Origin of the sequence: Chryseobacterium daecheongense (assembly GCA_027920525.1) — a bacterium.
Lineage (GTDB): Bacteria > Bacteroidota > Bacteroidia > Flavobacteriales > Weeksellaceae > Chryseobacterium > Chryseobacterium proteolyticum.
This window is the reverse complement of record CP115858.1, coordinates 2,107,286-2,127,195: the sequence shown is the minus strand read 5'-3', so window position 1 is coordinate 2,127,195 and position 19,910 is coordinate 2,107,286. Positions and strand designations below refer to the sequence as shown.

General features: G+C 36.9%; 14 protein-coding genes. 6 read left to right on the top strand and 8 right to left on the bottom strand.

Features of this window, described 5'->3' with window-relative positions; genetic code table 11:
* The first annotated feature begins 168 nt into the window (after nucleotides 1-168).
* On the top strand, nucleotides 169-1,602 hold the full coding sequence (locus PFY10_09395; GenBank protein ID WBV58660.1) for an alpha-amylase: 1,434 nt from the start codon (nucleotides 169-171) through the stop codon (nucleotides 1,600-1,602).
* Nucleotides 1,603-1,776: 174 nt separating this feature from the next.
* On the opposite strand, the gene PFY10_09390 is transcribed toward PFY10_09395, so the two are convergent.
* Nucleotides 1,777-2,190 (bottom strand): DCC1-like thiol-disulfide oxidoreductase family protein, encoded by a 414-nt coding sequence (locus tag PFY10_09390; GenBank protein ID WBV58659.1) that lies wholly within the window; start codon nucleotides 2,188-2,190, stop codon nucleotides 1,777-1,779.
* 10 nt (nucleotides 2,191-2,200) lie between these two features.
* Nucleotides 2,201-2,662 (bottom strand): heme-binding domain-containing protein, encoded by a 462-nt coding sequence (locus PFY10_09385; protein ID WBV58658.1) that lies wholly within the window; start codon nucleotides 2,660-2,662, stop codon nucleotides 2,201-2,203.
* A 286-nt stretch (nucleotides 2,663-2,948) separates the two neighbouring features.
* Here PFY10_09385 and katG point away from each other — a divergent pair, with 286 nt between their 5' ends.
* Together katG and PFY10_09375 are read left to right on the top strand one after the other, a co-directional pair.
* On the top strand, nucleotides 2,949-5,225 hold the full coding sequence (gene katG, locus PFY10_09380; GenBank protein ID WBV58657.1) for a catalase/peroxidase HPI: 2,277 nt from the start codon (nucleotides 2,949-2,951) through the stop codon (nucleotides 5,223-5,225).
* Nucleotides 5,226-5,700: 475 nt separating this feature from the next.
* Nucleotides 5,701-7,170 carry a S41 family peptidase gene (locus PFY10_09375; protein ID WBV58656.1) on the top strand — a complete coding sequence of 490 codons (1,470 nt, stop codon included), beginning with the start codon at nucleotides 5,701-5,703 and terminating at the stop codon, nucleotides 7,168-7,170.
* An 88-nt stretch (nucleotides 7,171-7,258) separates the two neighbouring features.
* Here PFY10_09375 and PFY10_09370 read toward each other — a convergent pair whose 3' ends face one another.
* Nucleotides 7,259-8,101 carry a hypothetical protein gene (locus PFY10_09370; protein WBV58655.1) on the bottom strand — a complete coding sequence of 281 codons (843 nt, stop codon included), beginning with the start codon at nucleotides 8,099-8,101 and terminating at the stop codon, nucleotides 7,259-7,261.
* 471 nt (nucleotides 8,102-8,572) lie between these two features.
* Here PFY10_09370 and der point away from each other — a divergent pair, with 471 nt between their 5' ends.
* Nucleotides 8,573-9,883 carry a ribosome biogenesis GTPase Der gene (der, locus tag PFY10_09365; protein ID WBV58654.1) on the top strand — a complete coding sequence of 437 codons (1,311 nt, stop codon included), beginning with the start codon at nucleotides 8,573-8,575 and terminating at the stop codon, nucleotides 9,881-9,883.
* Nucleotides 9,884-9,999: 116 nt separating this feature from the next.
* Here the strand turns inward: der and PFY10_09360 are convergent, their stop codons facing one another.
* Entirely contained in the window at nucleotides 10,000-10,482 is a 483-nt protein-coding gene (locus PFY10_09360) for a GNAT family N-acetyltransferase (GenBank protein ID WBV58653.1), read from the bottom strand.
* A gap of 12 nt (nucleotides 10,483-10,494) precedes the next feature.
* Nucleotides 10,495-14,415, bottom strand: coding sequence for an amino acid adenylation domain-containing protein (locus tag PFY10_09355; protein ID WBV58652.1), 3,921 nt, complete (start codon nucleotides 14,413-14,415; stop codon nucleotides 10,495-10,497).
* A gap of 144 nt (nucleotides 14,416-14,559) precedes the next feature.
* Here PFY10_09355 and upp point away from each other — a divergent pair, with 144 nt between their 5' ends.
* The gene (gene upp, locus PFY10_09350; GenBank protein WBV58651.1) at nucleotides 14,560-15,210 is read left to right on the top strand and encodes a uracil phosphoribosyltransferase; all 651 of its coding nucleotides are present in this window, start codon (nucleotides 14,560-14,562) and stop codon (nucleotides 15,208-15,210) included.
* On the opposite strand, the gene PFY10_09345 is transcribed toward upp, so the two are convergent.
* From PFY10_09345 to PFY10_09335, 3 genes are all read right to left on the bottom strand, one after another.
* Complete coding sequence (locus tag PFY10_09345) at nucleotides 15,211-15,900, bottom strand: alpha/beta hydrolase (protein ID WBV58650.1); 690 nt, start codon at nucleotides 15,898-15,900, stop codon at nucleotides 15,211-15,213.
* Nucleotides 15,901-15,976: 76 nt separating this feature from the next.
* Nucleotides 15,977-16,627 (bottom strand): double zinc ribbon domain-containing protein, encoded by a 651-nt coding sequence (locus PFY10_09340; GenBank protein WBV58649.1) that lies wholly within the window; start codon nucleotides 16,625-16,627, stop codon nucleotides 15,977-15,979.
* A gap of 77 nt (nucleotides 16,628-16,704) precedes the next feature.
* Complete coding sequence (locus PFY10_09335; GenBank protein ID WBV58648.1) at nucleotides 16,705-18,189, bottom strand: helix-turn-helix transcriptional regulator; 1,485 nt, start codon at nucleotides 18,187-18,189, stop codon at nucleotides 16,705-16,707.
* Nucleotides 18,190-18,315: 126 nt separating this feature from the next.
* Here PFY10_09335 and aceB point away from each other — a divergent pair, with 126 nt between their 5' ends.
* Nucleotides 18,316-19,890, top strand: coding sequence for a malate synthase A (gene aceB / locus PFY10_09330; protein WBV58647.1), 1,575 nt, complete (start codon nucleotides 18,316-18,318; stop codon nucleotides 19,888-19,890).
* The last annotated feature ends 20 nt before the right edge of the window (nucleotides 19,891-19,910 follow it).

Here is a 19,910-nt window from a genome sequence, read left to right as displayed (position 1 = left end):
AAAGAAAAATTGTGCCGATAATCTTAAAAGTTTATGATTTTTTAATGAAAATTTATGATACTATTTTAGAGCATATATTTGAGTCTAAGTAAATTTATTCACGTTAAGTGGAATTTATTTTAATAAAAGTGTAATTTAGTTATTATATTAATAATTAAAAAACAGACTATGAAAAAAACATCTTTCTTATTTTCATTAATGGCTTTGGGAATCATGAATTCCTGTGAAACCAATGATGAAGGAGTCGGGAACACTTCGGGGGAACAAGAAGTTCATTCCAAAATAGTACAGGTCACTCGTCATGATGGAAGGCCGTTCAGTACTGGAAAAGAGTCAGTAAATGGTAAATTTGTTGCAGGTCCGGGAGGAAGTGTTCTGATGCAGGGTTTCTACTGGGATGTTCCGGATGGCGGAAACTGGTGGAATACAGTAAAAGATAAACTTACCGGTTGGTCCAATGCAGGAATCGGGGCAGTTTGGTTACCTCCCGCATCCAAAGCACAGAACGGAGCTTATTCAATGGGATATGATCCTACCGACTATTACGATTTTGGAAACTTTAATCAAAACGGAAGTGTGGAAACCCGTTTTGGTTCGAGGGCTGAGCTGGAAGCATTGATCACCAAAGCACACTCAGAAAACATGCAGGTTTATGCGGATATTGTGATCAACCATAACAGTGGAGGGCAGTCGGAAGCAAATCCTTATACTGGAACCAATACATGGACGAATTTTTCAGGAATAGCTTCAGGAAAATTTACCAGAAACTACAATGATTTTTATAAAAATGCCTACGGAAATAACGACGAAGGCTCTTTCGGCGGTTTTCCGGATTTATGCCATGCTAATCCCCATGTTCAGGACTGGCTTTGGGGAAGAGATGATTCCGTTGGTAAATACTATAAGAATGTAATGAAGTTTGATGGATGGAGATTTGATTATGTAAAAGGTTTTGGTGCGTGGGTGGTTAATAACTGGAATGCGAAGGTAGGCGGTTTTTCGGTAGGGGAATTATGGGATTCCAATGTTAATACACTGGAATCATGGGCAAATAATGCAAACAGTTCTGTATTTGATTTTGCGGCCTATTATAAAATGGATGAAGCATTTGATAACGGAAATCTCAATGTTTTGAATGATGATATGATGTGGAAAAGAAATCCATACAAAGCCGTTACTTTTGTCGCTAACCATGATACTGATATTATTTATAACAAGATGCCTGCATATGCTTATATCCTGACTCATGAAGGGTATCCTACCATATTTTACAGGGATTACGAGGAGTGGCTTAATAAAGAAAGATTAAATAATCTCATCTGGATTCATAACAATAAAGCAACAGGGACAACCTCTATTCTCTACACAGATAATGATGAGTATATTGCGAGACGTAACGGATATAATGGTAATCCTGGACTGGTGGTTTATATTAACACTTCATCAAGCTGGCAGGAAAGATGGGTAGACACCAATTGGAGCAATCAGCAGATCAAGGATTTTACAGGAGCATCAACCTGGTATCCTACAACACAGGCTGATAAGAGAGTGAAAATTCAATGTCCTCCTAATAGTTATTCTGTTTGGTCATTAAATCAATAATTGTAGAACAGAATCCTAAATTTATTTAATGATTCAGCAAAGATTTATCACGTTTAATGATTTAAGGAAGAAAAAATTTTAGAATTTCGATACGAAAATCAGAATATGTAATATTACTTAATGGCAGGTATTGTGAAATCATATCATGATACTTGCCATTTGTAATTCAGGAATTTAAACTTCTATAAACTTTCTTTTCTGATTTTGATCAGGCAGATAGCATTTTTGAGCAGCAAGTTTCATTCTGTTTCTTGAAATCAAATCATATACCTGGTCACTTAAGAAAGTCGGTATGATTTTTCCGGCCGCAATAAGTTGGTATACGCCGCCCAAAAGTTGAGCAATCTGAAGAACAGCTCTAGATTTTACCAGATAGTACTGATTAGGTTTCCAAAGATACATTGTATTGAAAACAGTAGTCTCCAACCCTCTTTCGGATAAGAACTTCTGGCCGAAATCCGATTGTAAAGAAGCAAAAAGGAATTTGTTTTTTTTGTCGCGTTCCAGGATCCACTGTACCCAGAAATTACAAACTCCACAATCTCCGTCAAAGAAGACAATATATTTATCCTGCCAATTTTCCTGCATAACACTTTTTTTAAAATACCATCGACCGTTCAGTTTCTGCTTTTACTTTTTTAAAATATTGTATAAGCTGCTTTCTCTGTTCAGGGGTTAATTTTGCGTCCTGATGACCGACAATATAGGATTCCAGAGGCATTTCCTCTTTCTCAATCATTTCAATACATTCCTGCAATTTGTGTGCCTGTCTTTCAGGTTCATACATTGCAAAGGTAGAGAAATTTAAATTCTTTCTGCCTTCATCAATATGATTTTTGAGAAACCACGATGAAGGAGCAATGCTTGAGTACCATGGATACTTCGTTTCGTTGGAGTGACAGTCGTAGCACGATGTACGGATGAGTTTGGCGACCTCAGGTTGTGTTTTTTTTATTTTTAAAAAATCCATACCCGGATTCAGCGGTGGATTGGTCTTGTCAATAGGAAAAAACTGAATGATAATAAAAGCTACCAGAAGGATGATCAATATTTTTTTCATGCTTTTGAATTTTAGTGTTTATATGTTTAAATGTAATCTTTTTTTCCTTATTATGAAGGATAGAATCATTCTAAATAGGAGGCCTGTGTTTTGATTTTGCTTCATTTTCAATTAAATATAGCTAACTTATTGCAATAAATAAGACAAGGGCTGTAGAAGTTTTATTATAGTTTTTAACTATCGTAAAAATTTTATCAATAGATCGTATTTATTGAATGGGTTGTTGTAAGTTTGTCTTGTTCAGATCAGATAAACGGTATTAATCAATATTAAAATTTAAACGACAATGGAAAAAGATTCAAATGACATCAGTAAATGTCCGTTTCATAATGGAACAATGAAACAAAATGTAGCTGGTGGCGGAACTCAAAATCAACAATGGTGGCCTAATCAGTTAAGAGTTGATATTTTACGTCAGCATTCCTCTTTATCCGATCCAATGGATAAAGATTTTAATTATGCTGAAGCATTTAAAAGCCTGGATCTTGAAGCTGTAAAAAGAGATCTTCATGCATTAATGACGGATTCACAGGATTGGTGGCCTGCAGACTTCGGACACTATGGTCCTTTGTTTATCCGTATGGCATGGCATAGTGCCGGAACGTATCGTGTGGGAGACGGAAGAGGAGGAGCCGGAGCAGGTCAGCAGCGTTTTGCACCATTGAATAGCTGGCCGGATAACGTAAGTCTGGATAAAGCAAGAAGGTTACTTTGGCCTATAAAACAAAAATATGGTAAAAATATATCATGGGCGGATCTTTTGATTCTCACCGGTAATATTGCGTTAGAGTCCATGGGTTTTAAAACGTTTGGATATGCAGGAGGCCGTGAAGATGTCTGGGAACCGGATATGGATGTGTACTGGGGCTCCGAAACAACATGGCTGGGAGGTGATCTCCGATATGCACATGGTTCTGAGGGGGTAGTGGAAAATCATGCTGTGTTACCAACAGATGATAACGCGGATGGAAAAGTACATTCCAGAAATCTTGAAAAGCCGTTAGCAGCAGTACAAATGGGACTTATCTATGTAAATCCTGAAGGTCCGGATGGAAATCCAGACCCAATCCTTGCAGCTAAAGATATTCGTGATACATTCGGGCGTATGGCGATGAATGATGAAGAGACTGTGGCCCTTATTGCAGGAGGACATACCTTCGGTAAAACACATGGTGCAGGACCAGCCGACCATGTAGATAAAGAACCTGAAGGAGCAGGTATTGAATTGCAAGGGCTCGGATGGGCGAGCAGTTATAAATCCGGAAAAGGAGCAGATGCGATCAGCAGCGGGCTGGAAGTAACCTGGACAGAAACTCCTACCCAATGGAGTAATTACTTCTTCAAAAATCTTTTTGAAAATGAATGGGAACTTACCAAGAGCCCTGCAGGAGCTCATCAATGGGTAGCGAAAGATGGAGCTGAGATCATTCCTGATGCATTCGATTCTTCTAAAAAACATAAACCGACCATGCTTACAACGGACCTTTCCCTGAGATTTGATCCGGTTTACGAAAAGATATCAAGACATTTTTACGAGAATCCTGATGCTTTGGCTGAAGCGTTTGCAAAAGCATGGTTCAAACTTACGCACAGAGATATGGGGCCAAGAGCCCGCTATCTTGGACCGGATGTGCCGGATGAAGTACTGATCTGGCAAGATCCTATCCCTGCGGTAAATCATGCCTTAATAGATGGTTCTGATATTGAAACTTTGAAAGGGAAAATATTTGATTCGGGGTTAAGTTCTCAGGAACTGATCACAACTGCATGGGGTTCGGCTTCGACTTTCAGAGGAAGTGATAAGCGGGGAGGAGCAAACGGAGCAAGAATTCGCTTAGCTCCTCAAAAAGATTGGGAAGTGAATAATCCTGTACAATTACAAAAAGTTCTGAATGTGTTGGAAAATATTCAGGCAGAATTTAATGCTTCACAGACTTCCGGTAAGAAGGTTTCTTTAGCAGATCTTATTGTTTTAGGAGGAACAGCAGCTGTAGAAAAAGCAGCAAGAGCTGCAGGGCACGATATTTCGGTTTCCTTCACGCCTGGCCGTATGGATGCTTCTCAGGAGCAGACGGATATTGAATCGATGGGATATCTGGAGCCGGCAGCAGATGGTTTCCGTAATTATTTAAAAAGGAAATATACGGTTTCTACTGAAGCCCTATTAATTGATAAAGCGCAATTGCTGACCCTTACTGCTCCCGAACTTACAGTATTAATCGGTGGAATGAGAGCATTAGATGCTAATTTTGACGGCTCTAAAAACGGGGTGTTTACAGATCGTCCTGGAGTTCTTACCAATGATTTCTTTGTCAATCTGCTTGATATGGGAACTCAATGGAAAGCAGCCTCTGGTGACAATGAATTATACCTGGGAACTGATCGTAAAAGCGGACAGCCAAGGTGGACAGCTACCCGTGCTGATCTCGTATTTGGATCCAATTCAGAATTAAGAGCAATTGCGGAAGTATATGCAAGTGCTGATGCACAAGAAAAATTTGTAAAAGATTTTGCTGCAGCATGGACAAAGGTGATGAATTTGGACCGCTTTGATATAGCTTAATTTTATTGTTGTATTAAATATATAATAACAAGCCATCCTGATAAGGGTGGCTTTTTTACTGGGGCTCAGATATTTTGCGTTCATAATAAATTAAGTATAGTTAGCTTTCGACTTATGAGGATATGCTAAACCGCCATAAATAAAGGCTTTTCAGCCAAATGATATTTATCAGTTTGGGATCAATGGTATGTAATTTGTTTCTTAATTTTTATTTATTCTAATTTAAAACAATATAATGTTTAAACTTATTCCATTTTTAGTGTTTACACCTTTAGTGATCTGTGGAACATTAACGCTAGTAGTTAAAAACACTATTAAAAGAAATGTTGACCATCTGCAAGATCAACCGTTGGAGGATTATAGTAATGCTCGTGGGCATCCGAGAAATCCATATAAAAGGTGTAAGCTTTTTGTTAAATCCAATTTGTAAAGTCATGAAAATCATGATTCATTTTTTAATTCAATTTATAATATTATGATCAAAAAGATATTTGTTTTCTCATTACTATCTTTTTTTACCTCTCTTTTTAGTCAATATTCAATTTCTGAAATAAACAAAGATGCTTATCTTAAAGATTTTGATATTGCTACTGCTATTCTTTTAAATCAGCACCCTAATCCTTATAGATTTCGTAGCAAAGAAGCTATTGCAAAGAAGCTGGATTCCCTTCGGAAAGTAATTGAAAAAGATCCCAGCTATATTAATTTTAATATTAATAATCCTGGAAGGGTATTAGGTGACGGACATATTTCTTTTATTCCCGATTCTAATTATCATGAAGACTACCTTAATTCTACTTATTTTTTTCCACTAATTACTTATGTTAACAACGGAAATGTTTATGTAAATGCAGATAATAAATACAACATTGAGGTTGGGAGTAAGCTTTTGGAAATTAACAACAGAAGTGTTGCGGATATTTTAAAACAAATTCCTGAACAAGCAGATGGAAATATTAAAGTAGAAGACTTGGATATATCCATGTATGTTTCATTTATTAATGAAAATAAAGATCATACTTTTACGATCAAATATCAGGCACTTAACGGAGAACAGAAAAAAGCTAGTCTGGAAGGTATTACATTTACACGATTTAATTACGAATCCCGGCATGCTGTTTTACCAATTGATGTGAGTTCCGAAATCTATGGAATCTTTGGGTATGAAATTAGTCCTGATACATTTTATTTATCTGTAAGATCATTCTCTTATGATGAAAGTTTTTTTTATGAGAAGCTGAAGAAATATTTTCAGAAAATTAAAAACAAAAAATACAAAAATCTTGTTGTAGACATCCGTAACAACTCTGGTGGTTCTGTTACCAATATTCCACTTTTGTATTCATTTATGTCAAAAGAAAAGATCTTTACAAACTCTTATAAATACGGGAGTAAAGTCATTGATATCAATTATAGTGATTACCTGATAGATCCGCAGACTGACCGATATTACTCTGAGAAAGACATCAGGGATTCTAATAATTTTATGAGACAACGATTTGATAAATCTGAAAAGGGAGATTATTATTTTGGGAATAACAGGTTGGATGATACCTATATCAAAAACTATCCAAGAGATGGACTGTTTTTCGATGGAAAAGTTGTTCTCCTCATTAACAACCGTACATTTTCAGCGGCTACTTACTTTGCTTCTCTGTTTAAAAAGGAAAAACGAGGCGAAATCGTTGGAAAGGAAACGGGTTCTTGTAGTAATTTTACGACGGCAGCCTGGTTTCTTACTTATAAATTACCGAATACTAAAATGACCATATCTATTCCGCGTACAGAAATCTTTTTCAATAATAATGAAAATGATAATATTCCCAATTGCACAGGTGTAATTCCGGACTATAAGATTGATAATAATTTCTTCTTAAAATTGTTAAAAGAACGAAAAGATCCTGAGTTGCAATATTCGTTACAATTACTTTCTCGTAAATCATAAAGTAAAGTTGACGTTTGTGCTTTATAAAATTAATCCGTGGAATAAGCTGTTCCACGGATTAATTTTAATAATGAGGTTTCTGTTATTTTTATCTAAAACGTTTTGATTCAAAAATATTGATCGCTACAGAATTGATATTCCCTCCAGATAATCTGGCATATATTGCTCCGTTTTGATAAAAAAAGACCAAGCTGGTATTATTGGCTCCAAAGTTAAAAGTTGCATCAGCTGTATAAGAAGATATACTGGTATCACCATTATCAGATGTTGAACTCGTTACCGGATAGCGAGTTGATGTAGAACCGGAAGCGGAACTGAAATTAGATACTGAAAATCCGGAATTAACTCCGAAATTTATTGTTGCCAGAATATTCGATCCTGTACCAGCCGGACCTAATACCAAACCTGAATAAACTTTGAATGTTACAACACCTTTAGCTGTGATGTCTATAATTTTTATTCCGTCAGAATTATTAGGCACTGTGTAGTTGCCATCAAAACTTAAAGCAGTAGGAGAAGAAGGATCATAGGCTTTTACAATATGTCCATTTGAATCAATGTATAGAGGGGCTAACTTATTATAGTTTACACCAGGTCTAACTTTTCCATCCGACTGGTTTTCGGTGGAAGGAGGATTAATGAGCCTGAGATTAGATCGCGAGCTTTCGCCATACAGATTGAGTAATGCATCATTTGTAGCATCAGGTGTCTGATTATCTGGTTTTCCAATGTAGGTCCTGTTATCACCGTAGACTTCTAAATTATTGGAATCTGATACTTTCCCGTTTTGTACATAAAATGTTTTGTCGGTTGAGGCTGTATTTTGAGATTTTACATGTAAGGTCGCATCAGGAAGCTGTGTATTAATCCCTACCTGTGCAAAATAGAATGCTGGTAATAAACAAATACTTAAGGTAATGTTTCTTTTCATAACGTAAATTTTAAATTATCAATGTGTTTGTTAGATCTGTATTATGTTGGATATGCTGAAAATTTAAGGAGAGTTTAAAGTTGCTTATCTTAAATAAGCTATAATGTATGAATATAACAATGAATTTTTGTTACAGAAGGAAAAAACATGCCAAAATAATAATAAAATTAAATTTTTAATTTTTCTGATATAAAAGCTAAATTATGATATTTGGTATTTGCTTTTTTTTTAAATATTTTTTCAACTTTATAAAAAAAATAAATGGATGGTATTTTTGTATTTATTAGTGATATAGAAAATTTTTGATCAGCTAAATTTTATAAAAAATTGAAGGGATTAAATACTTTTAATACTTTGAGTTTCAATTGCTAGATATAAAGCCCTATCTTTGCAAAAAATTGAGCTCCAAAGGTTGGAGTAACTCATTAATAACTTGTCCTGAGAGAATCGAAGGATTATTAAACATTTTTTATGTCAAACATTGTCGCTATCGTTGGGCGTCCCAACGTAGGAAAATCCACATTATTTAACCGTTTCCTGGAGAGAAGAGAAGCTATAGTAGACTCTACTGCAGGTGTTACAAGAGACCGTCATTACGGAAAATCCGACTGGAACGGAGTAGAATTTACGGTAATTGATACCGGAGGGTATGATGTAGGAACAGAGGATATTTTTGAAGAGGAAATCCGTAAACAGGTACAGCTGGCAGTAGATGAAGCTACTTCTATTATTTTTATGCTTAATGTAGAAGAAGGCCTTACAGATACGGATTATGAAATTCATGAATTATTAAGAAGATCCAATAAGCCGGTTTATATCGTTGTAAATAAAGTAGATTCTGCAAAAGAAGAATTGGCGGCTACAGAATTTTATCAGTTAGGAATCGAAAAATATTATACACTTTCTTCTGCTACAGGATCAGGAACAGGAGATCTGTTAGATGATATCGTTAAAGATTTCCCAACCACGGATTATCAGGATCCTTTTGAAGGATTGCCTAAAATTACGATCGCTGGTCGTCCGAATGTAGGAAAATCCACTTTAACGAATGCTTTACTGGATGTGGAGAGAAATATTGTAACAGATATTGCGGGAACAACCAGAGACAGTATACAAACACTATATAATAAATTCGGGCATGAGTTTGTATTGGTAGATACTGCGGGGATGCGTCGTAAGGCTAAAGTTTCCGAAGATCTTGAGTTTTATTCTGTAATGAGATCAATTCGTTCTATTGAATATTCTGATGTAGTGATCATTATGGTAGATGCTACTCAGGGATGGGAATCTCAGGATATGAATATCTTTGGTTTAGCACAGAAGAACAGAAAAGGAATTGTGATCCTGGTTAACAAATGGGATCTGATTGAAGATAAGCAAACCAATACGATCCGTGATTTTGAAAAAGCAATTAAAGATAAGATCGGGCAGTTCCAGGATATTCCAATTCTGTTTGTATCTGCATTAACGAAACAGAGAATACTGAAGGCGGTAGAAGTGGCGATGCAGGTATATGAAGACCGTAAGAAGAAGATTAAAACTTCGAAATTAAATGAAGTGATGCTTCCTATTTTCGAACAAACTCCACCTCCGGCAAATAAAGGAAAATTCATTAAAATCAAATATTGTGTGCAGCTTCCTACGCCGTCACCGCAGTTTGTATTCTTCTGTAATCTTCCACAATATATAAAAGAGCCGTATAAGAGATTTACTGAAAATCAATTGAGAAAAGAATTCGGATTTACCGGAGTTCCTATCGAGGTATATTTCAGACAAAAATAATGACTTCGTCTGCGCTTATTAAAAAAGTGTCACAAAGTAATAATCGATATTTAAAAAGTTCTGGTAAGAAATATCTTACCAGAACTTTTTTTCTTTCATCAAATATATTTTATCCTTTACAGCCACTTTTCATACATTAACCGGACAGGTTTATAGCCTTGTTTATCAAGCCAGCTTTGCATAATATGGTTACTGCATAAAGTAAATCTGTAAATTTTCCGGATATTAAAATCTCTATAGGTTTCTTCAAATGCTTTGTTTAGGGCAGTGTAAACTCCGTGTTTTCTATATTCCTGCTTTACATATCCTTCAGAAACATACAGGTCGTCTGCATCTCCTAGTTCAAAGTTGCTGTCATCTTTTTCATCAATATACCCGAATAAAAAACCAATAGCTTTTCCCTCTGCGTCAGCAATAAGAAATGTTCCGTTATTCTCTTCCTCACAGTCGGTCATAAAGCGCAAATAATGTTTTCTGATCTTGCCCCAGTCGGCTGTTTTCTCATTCATTTCCTTTTCAGAAACATGAAGCTCTCCTACCAACTCATCCACAATGGGGAGATGGTCTGATATTTTTATTTTTCGGATTGTAAAGTTCATAATATAATTTTTTTATTTTCCTCGTATCGGGCTTCCGTGCCAGGATGTATTATCAGAAAGTACCTCGCCCTTCATGATCAGTGAAAGAGCATCAACATTTACATTATTACCTATTTCGGTATTGTAAAGAATAATGGTTCTTGAATTAATGGTTGTCTGCTTACCGATTTTTACACTTCCTATTTTCATAATACGATCTTCAAAAAGATGCGTCTGCGGCCCACAGTCTTCATTCAACATTGCTTCGTCATCTATCGTTACCATATCGTACTCTGTAATATCTGTTGTATTGAGCCACACCCTTTTACCGATCTTCACACCCAAAAATCTCATAAAGAAAGGAAGCCACATCGTTCCCCGCAGGAAATCAAGAAAGAAGATTACAGGGAGTGCCTCATATACTGTAGTTATTCCTTCACTCAACCAGACTTTTAGGCTGTACATGGGCATTTCTGTTTTTTTATACTTTCCAACGAGAACCCATTTAAGGATTACCGTAAAGAAAAAGGAAGGTAGGGCTACAATTCCCAGATAATAAAATGGAGAAAATAAGATCAAATGATGGATTCTTCCTTCAAGATAATTGCTGGTGTAGGCAATAAATAATACACTGCAGATAATAATAATGGTTTGAGGCAGAATAATCCGGATTCCCTCCACAATAGCACGTGCAAACTTAAGACTGAAGGGAGGGTTGTAGGTAAGGCTATTGTCAAAGCTCTCCGATTTTTGTCTTGAGGGAAGTCCGATTGGCGGAGATCCAAACCAGTCTTTTTCAGAAGAGTTTTTAAGTTGTTCTTCATTCGGAGCTTTGCTTAGCACGCCGATCAGCATATTATCTCCTAATTCATATCCCTGTGGGATCAATCCGCTGTTTCCTACAAAACTATTGTTGCCGATCTTGGTTTTTGCCAGGATCAGTTTTTCATTTCTTACATCATGTTCCCCCAGGATGACCGCGTCAGCAATAAAAGATCCCTCTCCAATTTCCAGAAGATTGTGGGAAACATCGCTTGCTGTAGAGATCTCTGAATTTCTGCCCACTTTAGCTCCCATCATCCTGTAAAATTTACTGATATAAATCGAAGCAAAAAGAGGATGTACGACGGTTAATGCAAGATTAAATATCTGATCTTTTACCCATTTCCGATAATAGATAAAACTGTAAACAGGATATATTCCCGGCTTCATACGGTATTGCAGGCACCTTGTGATAATACTGACAACCCCGATAAAAATTAATATGTAGATTGTAGATAGAATAGGTGCCTGCCATAGGTAATAGAAGCTGTAATCCGCTGAACGGTCGTCCAGATAATACAAGGTGTACAATGTTGGAGCAAGCGGTAAAACGATTAAAAGTGGGAAGAAAAAAAGAGAACATGCATATATGATAGCATACTTGTTTCTTTTTGCGACAGAAACCAGCTGTGGAATCTGCGTCTCTTCCTTACTTTTTGTTCTTAGCTTTTCAGCCGGGCTACCATCCCAGACTTCACCGTATCCGATCGTATTTCCTTCATTTAAACAGCTGAGATCCTGAAGTTCTCCGAATTCCTCAATGACAGTATTACCACATACGATAGCTGAAGAACCAAGATAAGCGTGTGCTTTAATATGTACTTTTCTTATTTTAAGCACTCCATTTTCTACAGATGCATTATCAATACTACATCCTGAGCTCGTGGTTACGTTTTGATCAATGGTAACAAGATCTTCAGCTGCAATAGGTAAAAGGCTAAGCTGTGCGCTCGGATGAACTTGTACACCTAATAATTTCAGATATTTCGGATACAATGGGGTTTCAACAATAAATTCTGAAGGCATCAGTCTTTTTACGGTTTTCCAAAGCCACCATCTGAAGTAATACCAGCCCCACAACGGATAATCACCTTCTTTTATTTTTCCGATAAAAAGCCACTTTGTTAAAAGAATAATAACAGAATAAACCGGTGGTATGAGTGTATACAAAAGAATAGCACTTAACAGGGCTAATCCGGTTCCGTACCCATTAAGCTGGAAATAATAATAACTAAGATAGGGGAAAAATATCTGTACACTAAATAATGCAAAAACAACCAGTAAAGAAATAGTCTGTGCAAGATTGCAGGCATAATATTGAAAGGACGAAACTCTTGTAAACGGTTCCTGATCGGATGCCTTTTCAGTGTGTTTATTTTTAAGGCAATCTGAATAAGCGGAAAGCGGCCTGTTTTCATAAATATCTTTTAAAGAAGCGTAAGGAATCCCTGCTTTTTGCCGGAGGTGAGAAACTAATGTTGCAGCAAGCAAGGAATGTCCTCCCAGATCCGTAAAAAAGTCCTGATGTAATTGGATCTCTTTTCCTGGAAACATCCAATGAAGGGTCTGCAAAAGTTTTTCTTCGATAGGAGCTTCAGGATTTATTTCAATGTCTTCACTTTTCTCATGACTGATGAAGCTTTCAGGAACCGGCAGTTTTTTTCGGTCAATTTTTCCACTCGGCATCCTGGGCATTTCCTTCATTTTGATGATCGAGACGGGAACCATATAAGGTGCCAGAAACTTTGCTAACTCTTTACGTATTGTATTTTCATCGAATTCATGATCGTCACTCATTACAGTATAGCCAACGAGTTGCCCCTGTCCGTTAGCGTCTTCTTTCACGGCAACAGCTGCTGAAGAAATGCCGGGAAGCTGATTCAACCGGGCTTCTATTTCTCCCAATTCAATCCTGTAGCCACGGAGTTTGATCTGGTCATCTATTCTTCCCTGAAAATCTATAAAACCGTTTTCCCGTATAATAACAGCATCTCCAGTTTTGTAAATGGTATCGCCGGGAAGTTCAGGAAATGGATTTTTCAGGAATTTTTGATCTGTTAGTTCCGGGAGGTTGAAATAGCCATTACTGACTCCGGGACCAGAAATGATCATTTCACCCCTTTCTCCTCGTGGTATGATATTCAGATTTTCATCAACCACAGCAAGATGATAATTGGGTAGAGGATGGCCAATCGTAAGCTCGTCATCATCCTTCAGCTTAGCCATGTTGGAAGATACTGTAGTTTCCGTGGGACCATAGCTGTTGATGAAGGTTCTGTAAGGCTTTGCCCATTTTTCCTGTACTTGTTTTGTGCATGCTTCACCCCCTGTATTGATGATCCTCACTGAAGGAACCTCCTCGATGATGGCTAAGATACTGGGTACTGCATGAAGAACAGTGATTTTATTCCTGATTAATACCTCACTTAATTCATCAATAGCTTTTACAGTAAGGGCATCTGCAATCCATATCGTTGCACCGGAAAAAAGACTGATCCATACCTCTTCACACCACATGTCAAAGGAGACAGAAAACCCTTGATATACAATATCGGTATCTTTTATTCCTATGAAATCTTCTTCAGATCTTATAAGATGACAGATATTCCTGTGGGAAATTGGAATTCCTTTAGGATTTCCGGTACTTCCGGAAGTAAATAACACGTATGCCCATTGATCGGAGCTAATCGGATCGCTGATTGGAGGGATAGTGGTGTCCGGTTGTGGGGCAATGGCTAGAGGCCGACAATGGATTCCGGCATCTGCATCAGAGAAATAAGCTTTTACATGAATGTCTGTAAAAACTTTTCTTATCCTGTCTTCAGGCATCTCCCGGTCCAGTGGAACATAAGAGGCTCCGGCCTTTAATATTCCTAAAATAGCAACTGGAAGCTCCATACTTCGGGGATACCAAACCCCGACACTATCGCCCGGCTTTATACCTTCATTGTGAAGCTGTAAAGCAATTGCATTACTCCAGTTATTGAGTTCTTCATAAGAGAGTTTTTTACCATTAAATATAAATGCTGTTTTATTTTTGTATTTTTCAAAAATAGGAGCTAATAACCCGGGAAGAGTCTCTTCCTTTAAAAATTCAGGAGCTATTTTTCCTAAGATTAAACTTTTCATCATTCAAGATTTTTTTATGTAAAGATGTGTTGGGAAACTTTCATAAATATACTTTATTTCTGTTTACGTTCAATCTCGGATTTCGTTTTTTAATTGTAATTTTGCAGGAATTAAAGCCCACCAACTCTAATTAAAATTTAAAATTTCATGGTTACTATTTTATCTGAAAACTTTTCTCTTGTTAATGAGTGGATTAACGAACTGCGTAATGTAGATGTTCAACATGACCGATTGAGATTCCGTAGAAATATGGAACGTATCGGAGAGATTGCCGCTTTTGAAATCAGTAAAGAACTTGAGCAAAGAGAAGTTGAAATCCAGACTCCTCTGGATACGATAAAGGTTAGGGAAATTGCAGTACAACCAGTGATTACTACTATTCTTAGGGCAGGAGTTCCTCTATTTCAGGGAATATTAAATTATTTGGATAAAGCTGATTGCGGTTTTGTAGCAGCCTATAGAAAACATGATGCCAACGATTATTTTTCGATCAAGCAGGATTATCTTACTTGTCCAAGTATTGAAGGAAGACCTTTAATCGTGGGAGATCCTATGCTGGCTACAGGAGCGTCATTAATTGAAGCAATCAAAGACTTACTCACACACGGAACACCTACTCAATTGCACATTGTAGCGGCCATCGCATCTAAACAAGGAGTAGAAACAATTGAAAAAGCTTATCCTGAAGCAAAAATTTGGGTAGGTGCTATTGATGATCAACTGACTTCCAAAGGCTACATTACTCCCGGATTGGGAGATGCCGGTGACCTTAGCTATGGTGAAAAATTACAGCGGTAATTAATACAGATTCCAGAAATCCTTCATTATATCCATCAATAATACCGGACGTACTTTTTCCATTGGATGTCTGGTGTCCGGAAGTATCATTAATCTTGCGTTAGGAATACGACGATAGGTTTGAACGGTCTCTTCCAATGTTACCATATTATCATGGTCTCCGGCCATGATCTGGACTGGAGTTGTAATCTTTGATAAACTATCTGAATTTAGCGGTGGTTTTTTACCTAAAGAAACCATCATGCCGGCAATTGCGGGAAGCAGCTCTTTCCATTGGGAGCCGTGTTGTAATTCCAGTTGTTCAGCATATTTTGGAATTTTTAAAAGAATGGTCTCAGGGTCAAGCATTGTACTTTCCTTTAAAGCCTGCTCCTCTGTCCAGTCGAATTTTGTGCCTAATGTCAATACGGAATTTACTTTTTCCGGTACCTGCAGAGCATAGCAGAGACCAACATAGCCACCCATGCTGTGTCCGAAAATATAAACATCATTGAGTTTTTGTTGCTTACAGTATTCAGCCAGTTCCTGAGTGTATTTTTCTATGCTGATACCATCTTGCGGAATTTCAGTGTTTCCATGCCCTGAAAAAAGAGGGGTGTGTATATTGAATTGTTTTGATAAGTCCTTTAGATAAGGTTTGAAAATATCACTGTGCCCTAAAGCACCGTGCAGTAAAAGCAGGTTTTTCATATCTATTAGTTTATCCGGAAAATTATGAAAAAGAATTGAAAGCTGGAAGTAAGGTGTAGAGGTTAGAAGTTAGAGGTTAATCTATTGCCATTACCAGAATGCTCACTTTGTTATTGCCGCTATTTAAGATTTCCCATGCTATAGTTGCGATCGTATTGCCGGTGGTAAAAACGTCATCAATTAATAAAATATGTTTGTCGGATAGCTTTTTGGATATTGAAAAAGTGTTGTCATTTTTTAGGCGATGTTTTTTATCTTTTAGGGCCTGAGCTTGTGAATAGTAATTTCTTTTGATCAGGTGATGGTCAAATGGAATATGATATTGGCTGGATAGTATTTCTGTAAACAGATGCAATTGATTATATCCTCTTTCTCTTTCTTTTTTAGGATGAAGTGGAACGCTTACCAGTAAATCAGGTTTGTTATTTTTAAAATCCAGTCTCCCGATTGTCCAGTTTGCAATCACTTTGCCGGTTTTTTCCCTGTTTTTATATTTTAATTCGTGGATGATCTTACGGCTTAAGTTTTCCTCCTCAAAATACATGAGCGCATATGCGTTTTCAACCGGAAACAATAATTTGCATTTTTCTTTAAACAGGTTATCTTCTAAATAATTGAAATGGGTAAAATGAATATGTTCAAAACAGGAGGAGCATACCAGAAGATCTGCATCGATGATCCGGTTGCAGTGGATGCAACGATTGGGGAAAAGAAGGTCAAGAATCATTTTTGTGTTTTTACTAATATAAGTTTATTAGCTGAAAAATGAAAGAGGTAAGAAGTAATGAAAGAATGTAATCCTTTTTAACCCTGAGATTCTACTTCCTTTCGGATTTTTTCAATGGAATTTTTCATACTCTGATTAAAATATTCCTTCTCAAGACGAACCGGTGGAGCTTGTCTTACTTCACAATCTGCAATACTGCAGGATTCACAGGTTACCCCCACGTTGATCGTTGGTAAACTTGGAGATTTGATAAAGTTTATTTTCTTTATTGTTTGAGGATTTAATAATATTCCCAGACAGTAGCTTCGGTTACTGCCGTCTGAAAAAGGGTTTTTCTGGGAAGTGGAAATAACGAGATAACTTATTCCCTGATCTTTATAATGGGAAATCTGAGCGTCCGTTAATGTTTCATTTTCCGTTAAATCCTGAAGATTTTTTACAGCAATCCATCTTCTGCAATAATGTTCATTCGTAGCATTAGCATGAGGAGCCTGCTGGTGATTCAGATGCAGTTCTTTTAAAATCTGAATTCTTTCGGAATCTTTCTTTTTAACCAGGCATAAATAAAACAAATCTTTTATTCCTAATTCTGAAGACAGGACATTAGTCAGCCTGTAATAAAATGTTTCCGGAGAATTCGTAAAGCTTTCAATGAGATGGATGAAGCTTTTGGGTTTCCAGCTATTTTGTAAAAAGAAGTCAGAAGTATTTTCTATAATCTGCTCTTTCGAAATCAATAGTGCGCCGGCGAAATAGGACGCATAGAAATTGTTCAGGATTTCCTCGAAGCTTCCAAAATCCAGCCATGAGTAGGTGTTGGGGCGGTTTTTTAATTCAAGAACATTAAAACCAATTTCTTTAGCGAGAATAAATGTCTTCTGGTCTTTTTCTAATTTGCTGTTGAGCAGTAAAAGTTTTTTTTCAGGAATAAATAATGAACGGAGATGCACGGATGTTCCAAAAGGTTCGAAATCTTTGGATTGAATCGTGTAATTGAATTTTTCATTGAGGATATTTTGTAAAATATCCGGATCCAGATTTTTACTGAACTCTAAACAATGCTCCTGAGCAAAGGATAAAACTTTTTCTTCGATATCAGGAAAATAATTATCATAAAGTTCCTGGAAGGATCGCAATACGGCAAAATAAAAACGCTCTTTTCCCAGATTGTAGTTTTGAGATATTTCAATCAGTGCATTGATAAAGGCGGTGACCTTTTTGGGGGCATCACTGATGATGCTGATGAGGTTATTTTTATTTATTCCGAAAAGGTCCAGGGGAACTTCTTTAAAAAAATCCGATTGTAAAATTTCATTAAACGGAGCCAGGCTTTTGTCTAGTTTCGTAGAAACCAGATCATCGAATGTGCAGTTCAGAGATTCGGAAAGCTGGATAATCTTATCGTGCTTGGGGTATTTTTTTCCGTTCTCAATTTCGTTGAGGTAAGATTTTGATAACCCTGTTTTTACGGCAAGGTCCTGCAGAGACCAATTTTTCTTTTGTCTCAGCTGCTTCAGTTTAAGACCGAAAACCGTTTTAATAAAATCACTTTCTGCATTCATTACTCAAATATAGATATTTGATTGCGATTATTCGCATAATAATTTTTAAAAATAATTAGCGAACGTTCGCTAATTGTGAAAATTTTTATTTATGTTTGTAATATCAAATCACAAAATCAATGAGTTATGGAAACAACCACCCAATTAAGAATAAAGGCTCAAAGCCAGTTTGAAGAGATTTTCAATCCCGAATTGATAGAGTTTCTGATTGAACTTCACCAGAACTTTAATGCTAAAAGGCTTGATCTTTTAGAAGAAAGAAAAGAAACTCAGCTTGATTTTGATCGCAGAAATCTTCCCAGGTTTTTACCTCAGACAGAAGAAATAAGAAATGGAGATTGGGTATGTTCGCCATTGCCTGAAGATTTACTTGACCGGAGAGTTGAAATTACGGGTCCGGTAGATCGTAAAATGATCATCAATGCGCTTAATTCTGGAGCATCCACATTTATGGCAGATTTCGAGGACAGCAATGCTCCTACATGGAAAAACTGCATGGAAGGGCAGATTAATCTTTCAGATGCTATTAGCAGAAGTATAGATTTTAAAACCCGAGAAGGGAAAGCATATCAATTGCAGGAAAAGACCGCCGTATTACTGGTTCGTCCAAGAGGATTACATCTTCATGAAAAGCATATCGAGATCAATGGTGAAGAGGCTTCCGGTTCATTGGTTGATTTTGGGATTTATTTTTTCAGGAATGCACAAAGGCTTCTTGAAAAGGGGAGTGGTCCTTACTTTTATCTTCCCAAACTGGAACACTATAAAGAAGCCAGATGGTGGAATGAAGTTTTTGATTTTGCCCAAAATTACCTTCAGATTCCAAGAGGTACGATTAAGGCTACGGTTTTAATAGAGACGATCACCGCATCGTTTCAGATCGATGAAATTTTATACGAACTAAAAGAACACAGCGCAGGATTGAACTGCGGACGATGGGATTATATTTTCTCATTTATTAAAAAATTCAGAAACCTTCCTGAATTTATAATACCGGATCGTGATCAGGTAACTATGACCTCCCCCTTTATGACTGCCTATTCTAAAAGGGTGATTGAAATTTGCCACAAACGAAATGTACATGCCATCGGAGGAATGGCTGCTCAGATTCCTATAAAAAATGATGATCAGGCGAATCATATTGCCTTTGAAAAAGTAAAAGCAGATAAGGAGCGTGAAGTAAAAAATGGGCATGATGGCACCTGGGTAGCCCATCCTGCTTTGGTTTCTTTGGCTAAAGATATTTTTGACGAATATATGCCTTCAAAAAACCAAATTGACAAGAAAGTGGATTATCAAATCAAGGAAAGTGATCTGCTGGAAATTCCTAAGGGAGAGATTAGTGAAAGAGGTGTTCGTAAAAATATTAATGTAGGAATTCTTTATCTCGAAAGTTGGTTGATGGGTATAGGTGCAGCGGCTATTTATAATCTTATGGAGGATGCAGCTACCGCAGAAATTTCACGGACACAGATCTGGCAATGGCTGAAGAATGAGGCTGTTTTAATTGATGACCGGATTCTTACCAGAGAAATGGTTCTTCAGTGGGAAAGAGAAGAGATGGATACCATTGAAAAATATGTAGGTGAAGAGCGCTTTAAAAACGGGAAATTTAATCTGGCTAAAGAGCTTTTTAACGAATTGATCTTCTCAGAAAAATTTGAAGAATTCCTCACTTTGAAAGCGTATCCTTTTATTTAGGTATCAACGCGTTTGAGAAT